The 17,992-nt window shown below is 44.1% G+C and carries 9 protein-coding genes; 5 read left to right on the top strand and 4 right to left on the bottom strand.

Translation table 11 applies throughout. The features are described 5' to 3' along the window. Positions 1-10: 10 nt before the first annotated feature. Positions 11-8,914: a non-ribosomal peptide synthetase gene (locus tag GL182_RS00045; protein ID WP_240469596.1), complete on the bottom strand. Its 8,904-nt coding sequence runs from the start codon at positions 8,912-8,914 to the stop codon at positions 11-13. Between the two features lie 302 nt (positions 8,915-9,216). Between GL182_RS00045 and GL182_RS00040 the strand changes: the two genes are divergently transcribed. Then, complete coding sequence (locus tag GL182_RS00040; RefSeq protein WP_163377531.1) at positions 9,217-10,053, top strand: ion transporter; 837 nt, start codon at positions 9,217-9,219, stop codon at positions 10,051-10,053. A 20-nt stretch (positions 10,054-10,073) separates the two neighbouring features. Here the strand turns inward: GL182_RS00040 and GL182_RS00035 are convergent, their stop codons facing one another. Then, positions 10,074-10,838 (bottom strand): SDR family NAD(P)-dependent oxidoreductase, encoded by a 765-nt coding sequence (locus GL182_RS00035; RefSeq protein ID WP_163377530.1) that lies wholly within the window; start codon positions 10,836-10,838, stop codon positions 10,074-10,076. 68 nt (positions 10,839-10,906) lie between these two features. Further along, positions 10,907-11,110 carry a hypothetical protein gene (locus GL182_RS00030; protein WP_163377529.1) on the bottom strand — a complete coding sequence of 68 codons (204 nt, stop codon included), beginning with the start codon at positions 11,108-11,110 and terminating at the stop codon, positions 10,907-10,909. A gap of 136 nt (positions 11,111-11,246) precedes the next feature. Between GL182_RS00030 and pelA the strand changes: the two genes are divergently transcribed. The 3 genes from pelA (at position 11,247) to GL182_RS00015 (ending at position 15,420) form a co-directional block, all read left to right on the top strand. Further along, positions 11,247-12,344, top strand: a complete 1,098-nt coding sequence (pelA, locus tag GL182_RS00025) for a pectate lyase (protein ID WP_163377528.1) — start codon at positions 11,247-11,249, stop codon at positions 12,342-12,344. Between the two features lie 1,941 nt (positions 12,345-14,285). Next, complete coding sequence (locus GL182_RS00020) at positions 14,286-15,101, top strand: HAD-IIA family hydrolase (protein ID WP_163377527.1); 816 nt, start codon at positions 14,286-14,288, stop codon at positions 15,099-15,101. Between the two features lie 28 nt (positions 15,102-15,129). Then, on the top strand, positions 15,130-15,420 hold the full coding sequence (locus tag GL182_RS00015; RefSeq protein ID WP_163377526.1) for a hypothetical protein: 291 nt from the start codon (positions 15,130-15,132) through the stop codon (positions 15,418-15,420). Here the strand turns inward: GL182_RS00015 and GL182_RS00010 are convergent. After that, positions 15,417-16,583 (bottom strand): hypothetical protein, encoded by a 1,167-nt coding sequence (locus GL182_RS00010; RefSeq protein WP_163377525.1) that lies wholly within the window; start codon positions 16,581-16,583, stop codon positions 15,417-15,419. The two genes, GL182_RS00015 and GL182_RS00010, sit on opposite strands and share 4 nt — an antisense overlap. 42 nt (positions 16,584-16,625) lie before the next feature. Between GL182_RS00010 and GL182_RS00005 the strand changes: the two genes are divergently transcribed. Then, complete coding sequence (locus GL182_RS00005; protein ID WP_163377524.1) at positions 16,626-17,462, top strand: response regulator transcription factor; 837 nt, start codon at positions 16,626-16,628, stop codon at positions 17,460-17,462. The last annotated feature ends 530 nt before the right edge of the window (positions 17,463-17,992 follow it).

Here is a 17,992-nt window from a genome sequence, read left to right as displayed (position 1 = left end):
TTTGCTTTTCTTATTTTTTATCGATAACCTGCTGTAATAACCTGGCAAATGAAGCATCATTAGGGGGAGAAAGCATGGTAATGTGCTCGCCTTCTGCTTCCCACACCCTTAATTGATCAACAAATGGTGTCCAACCGAAACAGGTCTTATCCGGCAGGTAGCCGGCAGCTATTTTGGCTTTAATCAGGTCCACTGACCCAGGGTATTTTTTAATTTCATATTCCTTGCAAGCTTCCTTATAAACGTATTCTACCCGTTTGTAGGTTTTAAGTAAGGAGGATTCCGGGTTTTCTTGCTTTGGGCTAATCAATTTGTTGAGCTTATTGATCTTCCTTTCTATCGATGTGGTTTTAATTCTTTTAAATATAGCAGGTTGGTGGATCAATAACTCCACATCAAACTTCCTTTTTCCAATAAAATGCCTGACTTTATTGATCGTACGCTTCCAGAAAGGCTTTTTGTGATCACTTTGAAAGGCATACGTATCAAATAAAACCAATTTTTCAACTTGCTTACCCATTTTTATCAACTGGGAAGCCATCTCAAATGCTATAATTCCTCCTAACGAATATCCTGCCAAAAAGTATGGCCCGTCCGGATTTTGTTTCAAAACTTCTGTCAAATACTGGGCAGCAATGTCTTCCACCGTGTTGAGTGGCTGTTCTATTCCATCCAAACCTTTGGCCTGAATGCCGAAAACCGGCTGATCCCGATCCATTTTTTTTGCTACTGCATAAAAGGGTAAAATATTCAAACCACCCCCATGAATGATATAAAGGGGAGGTTTGGTCCCTGTTGTTTTGATGGCGACCAGGCTTTTCCATTCACTATCCCCCAAAACCCCACTCCTGATGGCTTGAGATAGTTTCTGCACGGTAGGGTACCGAAATAGTACCGATAAAGGCAGCTTGATCCCATATACCTTTTCCAATTGCACCATAACCCTAACCGCTGTAAGGGAATGTCCCCCAATCTCGAAAAAATTGTCTCTCTTGTTGATGACACTTAGGCCCAAAGCTCTTTTCCAGATATCGGCCACCAGACGTTCCTCCGGACTCATTTCTTCACCAACCGAAACCAAGGGATGGGCTACCCTGTCAGGATAAGGCAGGGCATTTCGGTTTACTTTTCCATTTTCCATCAATGGAAACGTGTCCATCAAAACAAAATCTGTTGGAATCATATAGTCAGCAAGGGTAAGGCTGAGCTGATTTTTCCATTGCCGGACCTCATTTTGACTGAGTTTTGGATGCTTCTCGTATAAACTGTCGGCAGGATCCGAAATAATATATGCAACTAAAAATGGAACTTCATTCAAGTCTTTTTTTACATGTACGATGGCATCGCTAATCCCACTCAGTCCACGGATGACATTTTCAACTTCACCCAGCTCCAGCCTATAGCCCCGGATCTTTACCTGATGATCCATCCGTCCAGCAATTATCAACTCATCATCAGCAGTAATACTTCCCAAATCACCGGTTTTATACAACCTGAGGATTTGACCATTTTCTCCCCTGACTTCAACAAATTTTTCTTTGGTGAGCTCAGGACTATTCAGGTATCCTCTACCCACTCCGAATCCTTCAATGTAAATTTCCCCGCGGATCCCTTTACGAACCGGATTTCGTTCAGCATCCAATATATGAATCCTGGTGTTGGCCACTGGTTTTCCAACGGTCACTATTTTGTCTGATGGCAAAACCTGCCTGATGGTAGAATAAACGGTGGTTTCGGTCGGACCATACACATTCCATAACTCCTTGCAAAGCGGCAACAAGCGGTCTGCCAATGTTTTCTCCAATGGCTCCCCACCACTGATGATTTTCAGTCGTCCAAATTTTTGATCCCAACCATTTAACAGAAGCATTTTCCAATGGGAAGGGGTAGCAAACATGAGCGAAATTTCCTCTTTCACCAACTTATCCAAGATGATGTCAGGCTCTTTCCGCTCCATCTGACCTAAAAGATGGGTTTGTGCTCCAAAAACCAGGGTAACCAATGTTTCCAATATGGCAATATCAAAAGAAACGGAACTGACAGCCAATACCTTATCCTCCGGGGAAAGCCCAGGTTGATCTTTCACCACAGAAATAAAATGGTGAACATTAAAATGGTCCAGGCATACTCCCTTTGGTTTGCCTGTGGTACCTGAAGTATAAATGATATAGGCAGCATCCTCAGGATTTATTTTCAATTGGGGGTTTTCCTTTGGGAAAGTTGTACTGACCTCAAGGAAATCATCCCACAATATCCTTTCTACAGCAGTCTCCAAAGCAGTATGTATTCCGGTTTCCGATAGAAAAAATCTACAAGAATCCTCCAACATGTAACTGATTCTGTAATCAGGATAATCTCTATCTACAGGAAGATAAGCTCCGCCTGCCTTCAAAATCCCCAGGACACCAATGAAAAACCTGGGTGATCTATCCATCAACAACCCTACAATGTCTCCCCTTTTCAGACCTCTTTCCCTTAAATAAAATGCCAATTGATTGGCCTGGGCGTTTAATTCCCCATAGCTCAACTGCTCTTTACCAAAAACTACCGCTGTTCTCTTCTCGTTCTTTTTAACCGTCTCCTCTATCAATTGATGAACAGGAATAAAATCACTTTCATCCCCAGCTTTCCGATAGTTAATTTCCCCAATGGATTTGGCAGCCTGCTCAGACAAAATTTCATTGAGCTTAAGGTTTGAATTTTCCAGTAAGCTGTCGAGAATACTTTTATATTCCAGGGCGATTTTTTCTATAAATTTATGCTCAAAGAGGGCTTTCGCATACTCAACCCTTATATGGATACCATTTTTATCTTCATTTGCCAGAAAAGTCAGGTCAAATTTAGAGGTAGTCTGTTGAAATGGGACCACCTCCATGGACAAACCCTCTGCAAAATTTTTGTTTTCATTTCCATACTCCATGACAAACATGACCTGGAATAGCGGATTGACACCCAATTCCCGGGACTGGGCCGTGGCAGCAACAATTTTTTCAAATGGAACATCCTGATGTTCAAAGGCCTCCAATGTATTTTGTTTCACCTGCAGAAGAATTTCTGTCAATGTACTTTCCGGGTTTAAAAAAGACCGTATGGGCAGCGGGTTTACAAAATACCCCAATAGTGGCTCTACTTCTGCCTGTCTCCTGCCACCTAAAGCCGTTCCCACACAAATATCCTGTTGACCACTTATTCTCTCCAGCAATGATTTAAAAACAGCCAGCAATATCATGAATGGAGAAAGCCCCAACTGCTTCCCTAATCCGAGCATTTTACGCTTTTGAACCGGGCCAATTTGAAGGTCAAAAGTTTCCCCTTCATTGCTTCTTTTTAATAAATTACCGGGTGACTCCTGAAGGTTTAGCGGTTTGACCCCCTTCAAGTGCTTTTTCCAGTAATCCAGCTTTTTTTCCAAGACCGTTGCTGTAAGCCGCTTCCTTTGCCAAAGTGCATAATCTGCATATTGAATTTTCAGGTGAGGCAAAAGCAAGCTTTCTCCTGACAAATCTGCTTTCAATAAGGCAAAAAGTTCCTTGATAAATAAGGGTATAGACCAGCCGTCGAAAGCAATGTGATGGACCACCACCATCAAAAGGCATTCATTTTCCCCTGTTACAAATTGCCCGGCACGAAGCATAAAATCGCTTCCAAGATCAAAAGGTCTGTCTAAGAATTCGGCCAATTCCAAATCCAGTTTAGCCTGGCTTGCTGCCTGATGATCAACAGTTAACTTCCAACCCAAAACCGGCATGACTTCCTGCCAGGTATCTTCATCCTGCTCTTTAATTACCGTTCTGAGAACCTCATGGCGCTCCATGATGGATCGGATGGCATCTGAAAGTAAACCTGAACTCACTGCCCCTTTGATTTTTAAAAGAATGGGAATATGATATTGAACGGAACCTTCCAGTTTATCCGTCAACCAGAGACTCTCCTGCCCAAAAGACAAGGGAATAAATTCGGGCCTTGGTTTTTGAGATGGAATTCGTTCTGCTTCCCCTTCCTTCAACCCTTTTTGCTCCATAAGCGAGGCAATTTGTCTCACAGTAGGATGTCCAAATAGTTCACTGACACTGACCGCAAGCCCTAAAGATTCCCTCATCCTGCCAATCAACCTGATGCCCAACAAAGAATTTCCGCCACAATCAAAGAAATCATCCGTCACACCCATGCCTTCCAATTGGAGTACCTTTCTCCAGACATCCAGTAAATTGCTTTCCAGCACAGTAGAAGGAGCTTCAAAAGCCTGTTGCTGATCCCCGGTGCCTGGAAGTGGTTTCAGTTCTTCCAACGATTTGCGATCTATTTTACCGTTAGGTGTCAGGGGCATCTTTTCCAAAAAATGTATGCTGGAAGGTACCATGTATTGGGGCAGCTGCCTGGATAGCTCCTCAAACAGTTCTCTTTCAATCACCTCTTTCTCGCCCACCACAAAACCAACTATCTGTTGCTCTCCGGTATTTGCAGTTTGTAACACTGCGACCGCATTTTTTACGCCCTTTTGGGATTGCAACACATAAGAAATTTCATCCAGTTCGATCCGGTGACCATTTAGTTTGATCTGATTATCCAGCCGACCAAGAAAATTGATCTTCCCCTTTCTGGTCCAGAGGCCAAGGTCCCCGGTTTTATACATCAAACTGCTTTCCGCTGTAGCAAATGGATCAGGAATAAATTTCTCTGCAGTAAACTTTGGTTGGTTAAGGTAACCATTAGCCAGCCCCTGTCCGCCCAAATAAATCTCCCCCGGTACCCCAATGGGGCAGGGAATCAGGTCCTGATTTAAAATATAGGCATAAGATCCGGCAATGGGTTTGCCAATCGAAACAGGCTCACCAGCTTGCAGCACCTGGCAAGTAGAATAGGTGGTATCTTCTGTAGGACCATAAAGATTTCTCACCACCAGACCTTTACGGTCCAGTTTCTCCATCAGCCCTGCTGGGACCGGCTCTCCTGCCATGTTCAGTAAGCTCACAGGTCCAAAGTCCAGCCTGGCTTCGACCAGTTTTTGAACTACACTGGGAACGGTATTTATCAATACATTTTTATCCCCTCCCAAATATTCCGGAATGTGCAACCCGTCTGGAAGTATCCTGACAGGCTTCCCATAAGCCAGCGGAAAAAACAACTCAAAAACTGATAAATCAAAACACATGGAGGTGACCGCATACACTGACTCAAAGTCATCCAACGGAAACTCCTTGCCACACCAATCCAGAAAGGCCGCCAGATTGGCTTGCGTCAAGCCCACCCCTTTCGGTTTTCCTGTACTTCCAGAGGTATAAATCACATATGCCAATTGATTCGGCCCTATGGATGGAAAAGTACTGGCAGTAACCTCACCTGACTTACCCTCATTATCCAGATTGATAATCAAATGATTCCCACGCTCCGGACACTTGCTTTCAGAGGCCTTGTCTGTCAATAAAAATTTAGCACCGCAATCGCCTAAAATATAATTGATCCTTTCCTGAGGATATTTTGGATCCACCGGCACATAAGCTGCCCCGGCTCTCCAGATTCCCATCATGCCAGCAACCATATCCATTCCTCTTCCCACCAATAAGGCTACCAGTGCTCCCTGCTCAATGCCATTCTCTTTTAACAGGCAGGCGATTTGCAGGGCCCTGTGATTGAGGCTTTCGAAAGTAATCTCTTCCGTTTCAATGAGCAATGCCCTGGAATATGGGGAGGAATGAACCTGTTGCGCAAAACGCTCCAAAAAGGGCAAAAAGGCAACTCCTTTCTGGTAGGAGTCCCTGCCCGAAAACTTTTCGATTTCGGCTGCCGATAGTAAATTAATCTCTCTAACGGGCTTTTGAGGCATTTTGGGGAGTTCAAGGAGCAATTTTTGGAAATGGCTTGTCATCCTATGAATGGTCTCCTCCAAAAACAAGCTTTTGTCAAACTCCACATGCCCTCTCAACCCCTCATTTTCCTCCACCAGTGTGAGGGTAATGGCAAATTTTGAACTTACCGGATCTGTCTCCAGGATTTGTGCTGCTATTCCTGGAATTTCCGGTTTTTTGGGACCATTGGAACCCTCATGCATGACAAACATCAGGTCAAAAAAAGGTTTATGGTCTTTTGCCGGGGTAGAAGGAATAGCTGATGCAAGCTTTAGGAAGGGCACATTTGCATGCCGCAAGGCATAGAGCAGCTCATTCCTGACATACTGTAAAAAAGTCTGGAAGGAGCCTATCGGATCCAATTCAGACCTCAGCGGCAGGGTATTGATAAAATAGCCCATCGTTCCTGATGTTCCAGGCAAATTTCTATCCACCACCGTGGTGCCTACACAGATATCTGTCTGATGGCTATATCGGTAGAGCAACACTTTAAATGCTGCCAGCAAGGTCATAAAGAGGGTGGAGCCATGGGCTCTTCCCAGTTCAGTGAGTGGTTCCAGGAGTTCTTTATTCCAAAAAAAGCGATGCACGCCAGCCTCATGTTTGGTACTAGATTTGAAAGGAAAGTCATAAGGCAAGCGGAGCTTTTCCTGTCCAGCCAACTTTTGCTTCCAGTATTCAAGGCCTTTATCAAAAGCGCTATTTTCCAACAAACCCTGCTGATACTGAGCGTAACGTGTAAATTCCGTACTGACTGAGGAAGAATCAGGATCCATTCCCTTCTCCAATAATTTGTAATTTTCAGAAAGTTCCCTAAGAAAAAGCTTCATGGATAAATCATCAAAAGCAATGTGATGAAAAACCAGGCCAAGCACATGCACCTGATCCTTAAAGCTGATTAACTGGGCGCGAAGCATAAAATCAGCAGCAAGATCAAAAGGCTTGCTGACCAAAGGAGTAAATAGTTTGGAAAAATCCGCTGCTGTATAAGTTTCTTCAGACGCATTTAAAACATTCAAATTCCAATCCTGCTCAGACTTTAAGGAAACCTGATCAATGCCCTGAAAAGTCATCCTCAGTACTTGTTGCTTCTTAACAATCAATTGAATGGCTTTCTCCAAAATTTCAGGGTTGATTTTTCCGGAAAGCAGGTAGGCAGCCGGCAAGTGATAGGCTGTGGAACCTTCCAGATGGTCTATTAGCCAAAGGGATTGCTGGCCAGGAGATATCTGGGGTAAATCCGCTATAGATGCCGGTTGAAAATCATCAGGCTCACTACTGGTATCAAGCTCCTGATTGCGGATATGCTGATATAATCCCGAAACAGTAGGCCAATCAAAAATATCCTTCAAGTCAACCGCAAGTCCCAGTTTGCTTTTCAATATAGCGGAAAGCCGCATGGCAGCCAGAGAGTTTCCCCCTAGCTCAAAAAAATTCTGGGACATGTTAAAATTGGAATGTCCCAAAGCCTGGCTGAAGGCTTTGTGCAAGGCTTCCTCCATGGGATCCGCAAAAGCCAGCGGGGTAGAAGCAGGGTCAGGCTGATCAAGTGCTGTCACCAATGCAAGCTGATCGACCTTACCGTTTTCTGTCAGGGGAAACGCTTCCATAGGTATAATTCTGGACGGAAGCATGTAGGCCGGCAGCCTATGTGTCAGGTTCGCCTTTAATGAGTCCATATCCAGGGTGGCCTCTTTTGGAATAACGAAGGCCAGGATTTGATCCGGCCTCCCCTCAGTTTCGAAGAGGGGACTTACCAGGACTTCTTTTAATTCCCCTGCTTCCAATAAAACCTTTTCAATTTCTGATGGATCAACCCGGTTACCCTGAAATTTAAATTGCCGGTCTTTCCTTCCCTCAAACAGATAGTTTCCATCCGGCAATTTTCGGACCAAATCTCCGGTACCATAAAGGGTCGCTCCTGATGCTGCCGAAAAGGGATCCGGCAGAAATTTTTGAGCAGTGAGCTTTTTGTCTTTCCAATACCCCAATGCCACTTGCCTGCCCCCAATAAAAAGTTCACCAACACTCCCGGCTGCTACTTCCTGCCCGTCCTCAGCAAGGACATGACAACTTACGCCAGGTAAGGGCTTTCCAATTGAAATCAGCTCATCCTCAGGCCGGATGGCTGCCACCGTAGCCCAAATGGTAGTTTCTGTCGGACCATATTCATTGTAAAGCAGGCATTGAGGATAATGGTGAAAATGCGTCTGAACAAGGTCTTTTGTCAGTTTTTCTCCTCCCAAAATCACCCGTTCTATTTTCAGGGTATCCAGCAGGCCTTGTTCCAATAAAAACCGATAATAAGAAGGGACACACAATAAGGTATCTGTGTGCCGTAGTAAATCAGGTAATTGGTCCACATTCTGCAGGGACGTCTTTGCGGCCATGACAAGCTTTCCTCCGGCACACAAAGGCCAGAATATGGCTGCCAGTGCTGCATCAAAACTGGGAGCCGGTATCAACAATAACTCCGGGCTACAGGCATAATGAGCCAACCTATTTTGTGTAGCCTGGAAAAGTTGGGAATGCCCAACCATCACTCCTTTCGGCGAACCGGTACTCCCTGATGTATAAATGACGTAGGCCAGGTTCGCTGACGGTATGGGACCAGTCTGTAGGATATTGCCTCCTGCAGGTAAGGAAAATTGTTCCCAGGATAAAACCGAAAAGTGAGGTTGTTTTTGACCAAAATCCATCTTCGGATCAACCGATAGTACCCATTGGGCACCGACCTGCTCCACGATGTCAACCTTTCTTTTTTCCGGCCAGTCGGGATTAAGGGGAACGAATGCCAGACCAGATTTCAATACCCCCAAAATGGTAGCCACCAAATGGTGGGTAGGTTCCATACAAATAGGAACAATTTGCTGCTTCCCTGCTACTGCCTTTTGTAAAAATGCAGCTACCCGGCTGGACAAAACATCCAGCTCTTCAAAAGAAATCAATTGCTCTTCGTCAACCACGGCCGTCCTACTTGGATTCAATTTCACTTGCTGCTGAAATAAATCAATTACGGTGGTGGAATGATCCTTGGAAGAGGATTGAATAAATTCTGGTTTCAGCACATCAGACAAAATCAATGCAAGTTTATTTGCGGCAATTTCCCATCTATTGGAGAAACAAACCCAGGATAAAGTTTATTAGGTTTAATAAATTTCACACCACCATGAATATTTATAATCCATTTTTTTGGATATGAAATACAAATATATGCAATTTAAAATGAATTAACCTAGTTAATTAATAAAGTGACACTTAATTTTCGTTAGAATTAACAAAATTAAATGTCTTTTTACAATTCATTTTGAACAAAAAGTATGCTTACTTTAAAAGCAGCAATAAAAATATTTCAAATTTTCATTTTCAGATGGCATTCCTCCCCACAAAAAAAAGATTGGCCCATATAGTTTATGAATCTGATGACAGGGCATCTAAAAACTTTGATTTGGTGCTGTTGATTCTCATTCTGCTGAGTGTCTCAGTGGTAGTTTTAGACTCTGTGGAAGAAATTCATTCCGACTATGGTACTATTTTGTATGGCCTCGAATGGTTTTTTACGCTGGTATTTACGTTAGAATATTTTTTGAGAATCTGGCTTAGTAATGATAAACCCGGTTATATCTTCGGATTTTATGGGTTGGTAGATCTATTGGCCATTTTGCCTTCTTATCTCAGTTTATTTTTGTTTCAAACCCAATACCTGACGGTCATCAGGGCCCTACGTTTTTTGCGAATTCTCCGGATCTTAAAACTTCCTCATTATATCCGCGAAGCCTCGGCCTTAAAAAGTGCCCTAAAAAACAGCCAGACAAAAATTCAAATTTTTGTAGGGTCCGTGCTTACCATTGTGCTGATCATGGGCTCCGTTATGTATATCATCGAAGGGCCAGAAAGTGGTTTCACCTCCATCCCTCGCTCCATGTACTGGGCCATTGTCACCTTGACCACTGTCGGTTACGGGGATATTGCCCCAACCACTAGCTTTGGTCAATTTGTGGCAGCACTCATCATGCTTCTGGGCTATGCCATCATTGCCATTCCCACAGGAATCGTCAGTTCTGAAATGACGGCTGCCAGGTTTGATCAAAAAACACCGAGAAAAAACAGCACTAGCTTTTGTTCCGGATGTGGGCGCCAAAACCATGGTCCTGACGCAGAATTTTGTGACAAATGTGGAACAAAATTAAACCCCCTGGACTCCTAAAAACCCAGGGGTGCCTTTTATCATACGGTAAATCCCCCGTCAATGACATAGGTAGCACCGGTGATGAACTTGCTTTTGTCTGAGGCCAGAAATAGGGCCAGGTCGGCAATATCTTCATTAGCCGCATACCTGCCCAAAGGAATCATTTTGGTAAAGTTTTCCTTTACCGTATCCCCCATACCCGGTGCAAATCCATCTTCCAGGGATCGCATCATTCGGTTATCCACTGGTGAGGGATGTATAGAATTCACCCGAATTTTATCCGAAGCCCCTTCCAATGCCCCTACGCGCATCAAACCGATGGTCGCATGCTTGCTGCCCACATAGGCACTTACCTGGGCCGTACCTCTCAATCCTGCCACGGATGAAGTTATGACCACGGAACCCCCGCCGTCCGATTTCATGATGGGAAAGGCATACTTCATGCCCAGCCAAACCCCTTTTACATTTACGGCCATCACCTGATCAAACGTCTCCTCTGGATAATGCTCCATCGGCTTAACCACGCCTTCCATCCCTGCATTCAGAAATAACACATCTATCTTACCCAACTCGGCTTTTACTTTGTTGGTATAGTTTTTAACCTCCTCTGCCTTGCTCACGTCGGCCTGTATGTACAGCACCTTCTCTGATCCCAGGGTTTCTTCAGCCATTTTCAGGTTTTCTTCACTAAAATCAACTATGGCTACCCCTTTGGCTCCCTCTTCTAAAAAGAGCTTTGCTGTGGCCAGGCCAATTCCGCCTGCTCCACCGGTGATCAATGCTACTTTATTTTTTAATATCATGATTCAGAAAATTTAAGGTCTATGCTGATTTTTATTTACTGTCCTAAATTTAAGGTTATTACAAAACATTATGCCTTTGGAATCTCATCTAAAAACATGAGAAAGATCAGTTCCTTCCGGATGAATTCGCCACCTTCGGCAAATTCATGCCCGGTAAATACCAGGCTAAGGGTCCTTTTACTTGTGTCTCCACGGACAATCCCTCCCTGTTCATACAAATTTTGAGCTCCGGCTTCCCGGCCTTTAAAGCAAAAACAGGCTAAAATAACCATAAAGATTAAGCCTGTACTGGATCCACTAGCGCATCCATACTTTTTTCGTATATATTCAAGCATATCGTTCACCTGCTGATATGATAAGATTTTAGTAACTTGTGTCTTGATTCTTAACGTTAAACCCAGCAAAAGCATGCTACCAAAATGCCTATTTGTAAAAACCCTTTTCCTTTTCACCCTGCTTCTTCATGCCTCCTCTTTTAAAAGCCTGTCGCAAGGTAGCATTTCCTGGAAAGAAATTTTGGATCAGAAGGCATCCTGGTATGGGACAGACCAGGCTAATCAAATTGCCGAAAACATTCTCCTTTACCAGAAAGAAAACGGCGGCTGGTATAAGAATATAGACATGTCGAAGCGTCTGACGGATGCGGAAAAAGAAAGGCTGATAGCGGAAAAATCCAACATCGTGGGTACCACCCTGGACAACGATGCGGGATTTATACAAATGGAATACCTGGCCAAGGTGTACCGGGAGACCGGAGCACCCCGATATAAAAACGCAGCCCTTGCCGGATTGGATTACCTGCTGGAAGCCCAATACGAAAATGGCGGCTGGCCGCAATATTATCCGCTTCGGGAGGGATACTATTCTCATATTACCTTTAACGATGGGGCCATGATTCAAGCCATGAACCTGCTCCGGGAGGTAGCCAATTATGCACCCCTTTATGCTTTTGCCGGCAAATCAAGGAGGAAAAAATCCCAGGAAGCCATTGATAAGGGCCTGGAAATAATTCTGGGCTCACAGATTCAGGTAAACAAGCAACTCACCGCCTGGTGTGCGCAAATTGACCGGGAAGACCTGCGTCCGGTACAGGCCCGGGCCTACGAGCTGCCCTCCATTAGCGGATCGGAAAGTGTGGGAATCATCCAATACCTGATGCAGCTGGAGCAACCGGATGCGGCTGTAATTGAAGCCATTGAAAGCGCCGTAGGTTGGTTTCAGAAAGTAAAGCTGGAAAACATCCGACTGGACCGGGTAGAAAAGCCCGATTTGCCCAGAGGTTACGATCTCGTTGTGGTTCCGGATGCGGATGCCGGACCCCTTTGGGCCAGGTTTTACGAAATTGGCACCAATCGTCCCATGTTTGTGGGCAGGGACAGTGTGGTACGGTATGCCTTACACGAAATAGAACACGAAAGACGGGTGGGCTATAGCTATCTGGGGCCCTATGCAAAAGAGCTGCTGGAAAGCGACTATCCGGAGTGGAAGAAGAGGATGGGGAACTGAGAGACGTAGAGACGAAGGGACTAAGAGGCTTAGAGATGGTGAGACTTAGGGAGAAGGAGATTTGAGGACGAATTTTTGGCATGCGGAGATAGGGGTTTTGAGTCGTAAAGAATACGGAGAGATGGTTTAATTGGTTAACTGGTTAATTGAAAGTCAACTAAACCAAACCCTGAAAGGGTGAAAAGATGCTAACCCCTGGTAAGCCGACAAGGGAGGCGCAGCCCGGCGATAGGGGAACTGAACCTTCCTGCATTGGCTATCCAGCTGCTCAACCGTGAAGCCGGCTTTCCGCCAATGCCGGGGCCCTTTAGGACCACCCCCCGGGCCCGTCCTAAAACAGGAGGGGGAGGCAAGGCAGGAACGCTATTTTAACCATTAACCAATCCGGCTGAATCCATAATTCAGGATTATTGCCATAACTGGTTAACTGAAGGTACAATTGTTTAACCCTTAACTACCCCGGTTGAATCCAGAGTAACAACTGACAGCCGGGCAGCCACTCTGAACAACATGGCCAGCAACCTGCCATTTAACCCTTAACCATTAGATTTAGACTTAGTGACTGAGAGACTTGGAGACGAAGGGACCGTGAGACGTAGGGTGAGGGAGATTTGAGGACGATTGCCGGGTGTGCGGAGATAGGTGTTTTTTGTCACAGAGGACACGGAGGAGGCACGAAGGGCGCGGAGGGTTTTGTGGAGAAAAAATGACGGAGTGATTTGAGCAATCAGATTTTCTATCCATGAAATTTAAAATAGTCGAAGTCCTCCATTTTTTACGAAAAGTGCAGGGGGCCGGCACAAAACCGGGCCGTGCTGGAGGATTGCGGGGTGAAGGATTTTTGTGCCTTGACTTTTTTTGTTTCTTTTTGTGTCAAGACAAAAAGAAAGAGAACGGCCAATCAATATGCAGGGTCCATGGCCAACTTTTTAGGATGCGATTACCTCCATTTTTATGGCTAATAATTTGAACGAAAATTACCTGAATCCATATCCACAAAACAGTAAGAAGGGGCGAGGGATTGGGTGACTAAGAGACTGAGAGACTTGCAGACGAAGGGACAGTGAGACGCAGGGAGAGGGGGATTTGAGAACGGTTGTCTGGCGTGGCGAAGTAGAGGTTTTTCGTCACAGAGGAAACGGAGGGGGCACGAAGGGCTCGGAGGGATGATTTGATGATGAGATGATTTGGTAATGTGGTGATAATTTGACCAAAAAATTAGTTTTTCGGTACAAGAAAAAAGCCATGAAACACTGTTCCATAGCTTTAGTCAATTAACAATAAACCCAAAATAACCTGCTGTAGGAGAAGGATTCGAACCTCCACGGGGCAGTTAGGCAAAACACGAGCTCGATATTTGCTTTATACTGTACTCCCCACCCCCGAGACAGGGGGGCATGTCTGCCAGTTTCATCACCCTACATTGTGTGATCTTAATTTGTATAGAGATGAAAATGAATAAGCAATATCACTTTTTATTTGCCTGCCGAAGGCAGGTTTCATCACCCTACAAGATTTCAACATTTCTAAGACCGTTTGTCTTTGTTTGATATGTCAAAGGTAATAAAAGCAACATTAATTTAAAAACCCAGCAATAAAAATGATATAATTTTACATTATATTTAATATTTAACCTTTTTTAGGCATTTATTAGCAAATCAGCCGCTCGATATAAGCTGGAAATTAATGAATTCTCAACGGGTTTTGTCGACCAGGCTTTCAGGGTCAAATGCACCAGCAACATTCCGTTTCAAACGGATAGGAAATGGTTTTTAAAAACCGAAAAATCATGACTTTTAGTATTTTCATTTTAGTAATATTTAATTATTTTTATTATATTATTTTTAATTAGAGATAATTTAAATTACTTTTCTATCATTTTTTTTTAGTTTTTATTAAATATACCGTATTTTTGTATCAGACAAGTTAACAGCATACACTATGAAAAAAGACCTGGGATTTTTGATCGATATGGATGGGGTAATTTACCGCGGAGGTGAATTGATCCCTGGTGCGAAGGAATTCATACATAAACTATTAAGGGAAGACTACCCTTTTCTGTTTTTAACCAATAATAGTCAGCGAAACTGCCGGGACGTGGTTGCCAAATTAAGCCGAATGGGCATTAAGGTAGCGGAAAAACACATCTTTACCTGCGCCATTGCCACGGCAAGGTACCTGGCCTCCCAAAAACCTGGCGGAACAGCCTACGTAATCGGGGAGGGAGGACTGCTCACCGCACTGCACCAAAACGGCTATTCCATCGTGGATGATGAACCCGATTACGTGGTGATCGGTGAAGGAAGAACCATTATGCTTGAATCTGTTGACAAAGCTATCAATATGGTCATGAACGGATCCAAATTGATCGCTACCAACCTGGATGCGTACTGCCCAAGCTCCAATAACTCCATTCGCTCAGGCTGTGGTGCCTTTGTATCAATGATCGAAATGGCCACCGGAAAAAAGGCATTCAGTGCCGGAAAACCCAGCCCCGTCATGATGCGGATTGCAAAATCAGAACTGGGAACCCGGTCGGCACAGACCATAATGATTGGAGATACCATGGAAACCGATATCCTGGGAGGCGTACAAATGGGTTTTAAAACCGTCCTTACCCTTACGGGTTCTACTCGCAGGGAAGAAATAGAAAATTTGGCCTATTCTCCTAACCATGTGATTCAAAGTATTAAAGACCTGTTGGACACAGACAGGTTTGAACAGATAATGGATCAGGAATTAGTGCCAGTACGTTAATCCTTCAGGTTATTCTCCAGAATGGGACTTGGATACAAAGAGACGGAGGGACGGTGAGACTTGGGGAGAGGGAAATTTGAGGACGATTGCCTGGCGTGGGGAGGTAGGGGTTTTTTGTCACAGAGAATACGGAGGAGACACGAAAGGCGCAGAGGAATTTTTGGAGAAAGATGGGACCTGCATGGCAGCCAAAAAAACACTTAGCGACCTCTGTGCCTCCTTTGCGTTCTCTGTGGCTAAATCCTTTGTTTCAAAAGGCAAGATAAAGGTCCCGGGCTATAAGTTTACCCAGGATTACCTTTATCTAAAACCAGGTTAGTCATGCCACAATTCATCGAAAATATCCTCATCGTTTCCTTTGAGCCTTTCAAAATACCGCAAGGTTTGTTGCCCTTCTATGTTTGATTTTTCCACCAACATGTTGCAGCCAATCATTTCGTATGCTGCCTGTGTACTGATGTAATGCATATCGTATTCAGGGTAAGTACCCAAATCTCCCAAATCGACCATTGTCATCCTGCTTTCAATTTGGGTGAAATTTAATCGCTTTGTATTGGCATTAAAAGCATATTCACCCCAAAAATGGTGGTTTTTAGCATTGTAGCGATAGGCCGGTTGATTGTTACAAAAATTGGAATTTGTTGGATCGATATTTTGGATTACCAAAGAAAGTATACCCTCCATACTACCGTCTTCGCGGAAGGTCAGGTATTCCATATTCACAGTGCGGTGATGATCATAGGCCAGAGGGATCCAGTCTTCCTCAGGAATTCCGTTGGCTATACAGTCCACGGTATGTCCCTCCAGGCAGCATCCATTGACCGAAAACTCAAATAATTCAGCCACTCCGGGGGAGGAATGAAATACCCCGTTGACAGCGGTCCATTTCCATACCCAGGTATCCTCAGGCCCTGGAGTACAAGCTGTTTCCTTATCCGGATCTGGGATAATAACCCTTCGTCTGATTCTATCCATGGGATTCCCATTCGGGTTGATTGGCAGGATATCTATATCGAATGCTCCAGGAAGTTTTTCATCCTCACAAGACAAGGAAAATTCAAAACCAAGGGTAGTCTTAAAGCAAAAAAGAGAATCATCTCTTACCCATTCATCTGGGTTTATTGTAAAATACTCATCGGATCCTACCACCTGGAGCATAACGGAAGAAATGCCCTCATCATAACAATCAGCAGACTGTAAATGAATCCGGTCAGTAAAACCAGGCCGGAGGAATAAAGTGTCTTTGTCTATCTTAAAATCTACCTGCCCGGTATTCGCGGAGACTTTTCCCGGGCTAAGTACAGCATTGCTGATGTACAGACAGCTATTCAAAGCGTTGAGATCCGGGGTGGAATTGTCCACACCGGTGGTATCTGTATCCAAATCCTGCTGTCCGGGGTCGCTATCTGCCGGTTTAATGCAGGAGTGCAAACTCAGGCAAAGACTAATGATTTGCACCATTAAAATGCTTTTTATACTCATATTTTTGCACATGATTTGATTGGAGTTGATTTAAACCCTAAATTGAGGGAAATAAAACTCCAACTCAATACCTCAAATGAGGTACATAATGATGCTTCGCCCATGGAAAGGGTCAATGATTATATCGATTTGGTGAAGGCCTTTGGGAAACAGGACTATGTGGTCTATAAGAATGATTATCTAGCGCTCGTCAAAAACAATCCCCTGGTAAACGGCTTCTGGACCGTAGGCAACTGGTTTTCTTTTGTTGCAAATACCCGAACCTGGGAACTGGAACATGTGGCCGGAGACAGCATGGGGGTGATTCAATACAGCCATGATGAAATCAAAACAGGCAACAGGGAATTTGTCGCCAATTTTATTTTCAAAGAGGACTATGGGTTTGTCAACAATGCCATCCACAATGCCATGTTATATGTGAATGGGCTCCAAATGGAAGAAAGACCTTTCGTTTTTATGGTATTTTATACCCGCTGTTCCCGAAAAGACGGCAGGGTACTCACCATCCAAAACCAAAATATCCCCCTGGTTTTCGATGAAAATAAACTGCCCTATATTTTTGCCAATGTCATTACGGACATATCTCACTTACATCCCACCAATATTCCTCAGGCTGTTCTATTGAATAAATATTCAAATGAACAATTTTATATGGACAGAAATAATCTCGAGCTTAAGCCTTATAGATCGATCTTTTCTAACCGTGAGATGGAGATTGTCAGGTTGCTGGTTAAGGGCTTTTCAAGCAGGAAAATCGCTGAAACCCTGAATATCCGGTATGAAACAGCCAGGACCCATAGAAAAAACATATTGGGCAAGGCCAATTTAAAAAATACCGCTGAGTTGATACATTTCATTCTGGTGAATAAGATTCTATAGTATTTGGTTTAGGATATCATGATACTGTAAAAAACAGGAGTCAAAAGGGAGTGAGGGGACTTAGGGACTGAGAGAAGGCGTACTGAGAATTTTAGTCACTGAGGACATGAAGAACCCCGGAAGACACAAAGAGAATCGAAGACTAAGGGACGAAGAGACGGCGAGACGAAGGGGCAGGGAGTGTAGAAAACTAAAATTCAACCTGAAAAGGAACAGCTCACTTAACCTTTAACCACTAGGGGTGAACCCAATATCAGGGAAATTGCCAGACAGCCACCATGAATACCCCCGCCGGGATCGAGCCTCTTTAATCCTTAACCAAAATGGTTGAACCCCAATTAAAAATAAGGGACTTAGGGATGGTATCCCAACAAAATCCTATGCGACCTCTGTGTCTTTTTTGAGTTCTCTGTGACCAGAAAAATTAGTTTTTCCTGACTTCATCAATTCGAAACGATTTTTTCGGAAATGGCCATTTCCTGTAAATAGAGCAATATTTTATTGATTTCTAGGGTGTCCCGTGGCCAGTT

The sequence above is a fragment of the Cyclobacterium sp. SYSU L10401 genome (assembly GCF_010993705.1).
GTDB lineage: Bacteria > Bacteroidota > Bacteroidia > Cytophagales > Cyclobacteriaceae > Cyclobacterium.
Note: the sequence above shows the minus strand (reverse complement) of the source record. Positions and strands in the feature narration are given on the sequence as shown.

Coding starts and splice junctions, on each gene's coding strand:
- GL182_RS00040 (WP_163377531.1), top strand. CDS start 9,217: ATGGCATTCCTCCCCACAAAAAAAAGATTGGCCCATATAGTTTATGAA.
- GL182_RS00035 (WP_163377530.1), bottom strand. CDS start 10,838: ATGATATTAAAAAATAAAGTAGCATTGATCACCGGTGGAGCAGGCGGA.
- GL182_RS00030 (WP_163377529.1), bottom strand. CDS start 11,110: ATGGTTATTTTAGCCTGTTTTTGCTTTAAAGGCCGGGAAGCCGGAGCT.
- pelA (WP_163377528.1), top strand. CDS start 11,247: ATGCTACCAAAATGCCTATTTGTAAAAACCCTTTTCCTTTTCACCCTG.
- GL182_RS00020 (WP_163377527.1), top strand. CDS start 14,286: ATGAAAAAAGACCTGGGATTTTTGATCGATATGGATGGGGTAATTTAC.
- GL182_RS00010 (WP_163377525.1), bottom strand. CDS start 16,583: ATGAGTATAAAAAGCATTTTAATGGTGCAAATCATTAGTCTTTGCCTG.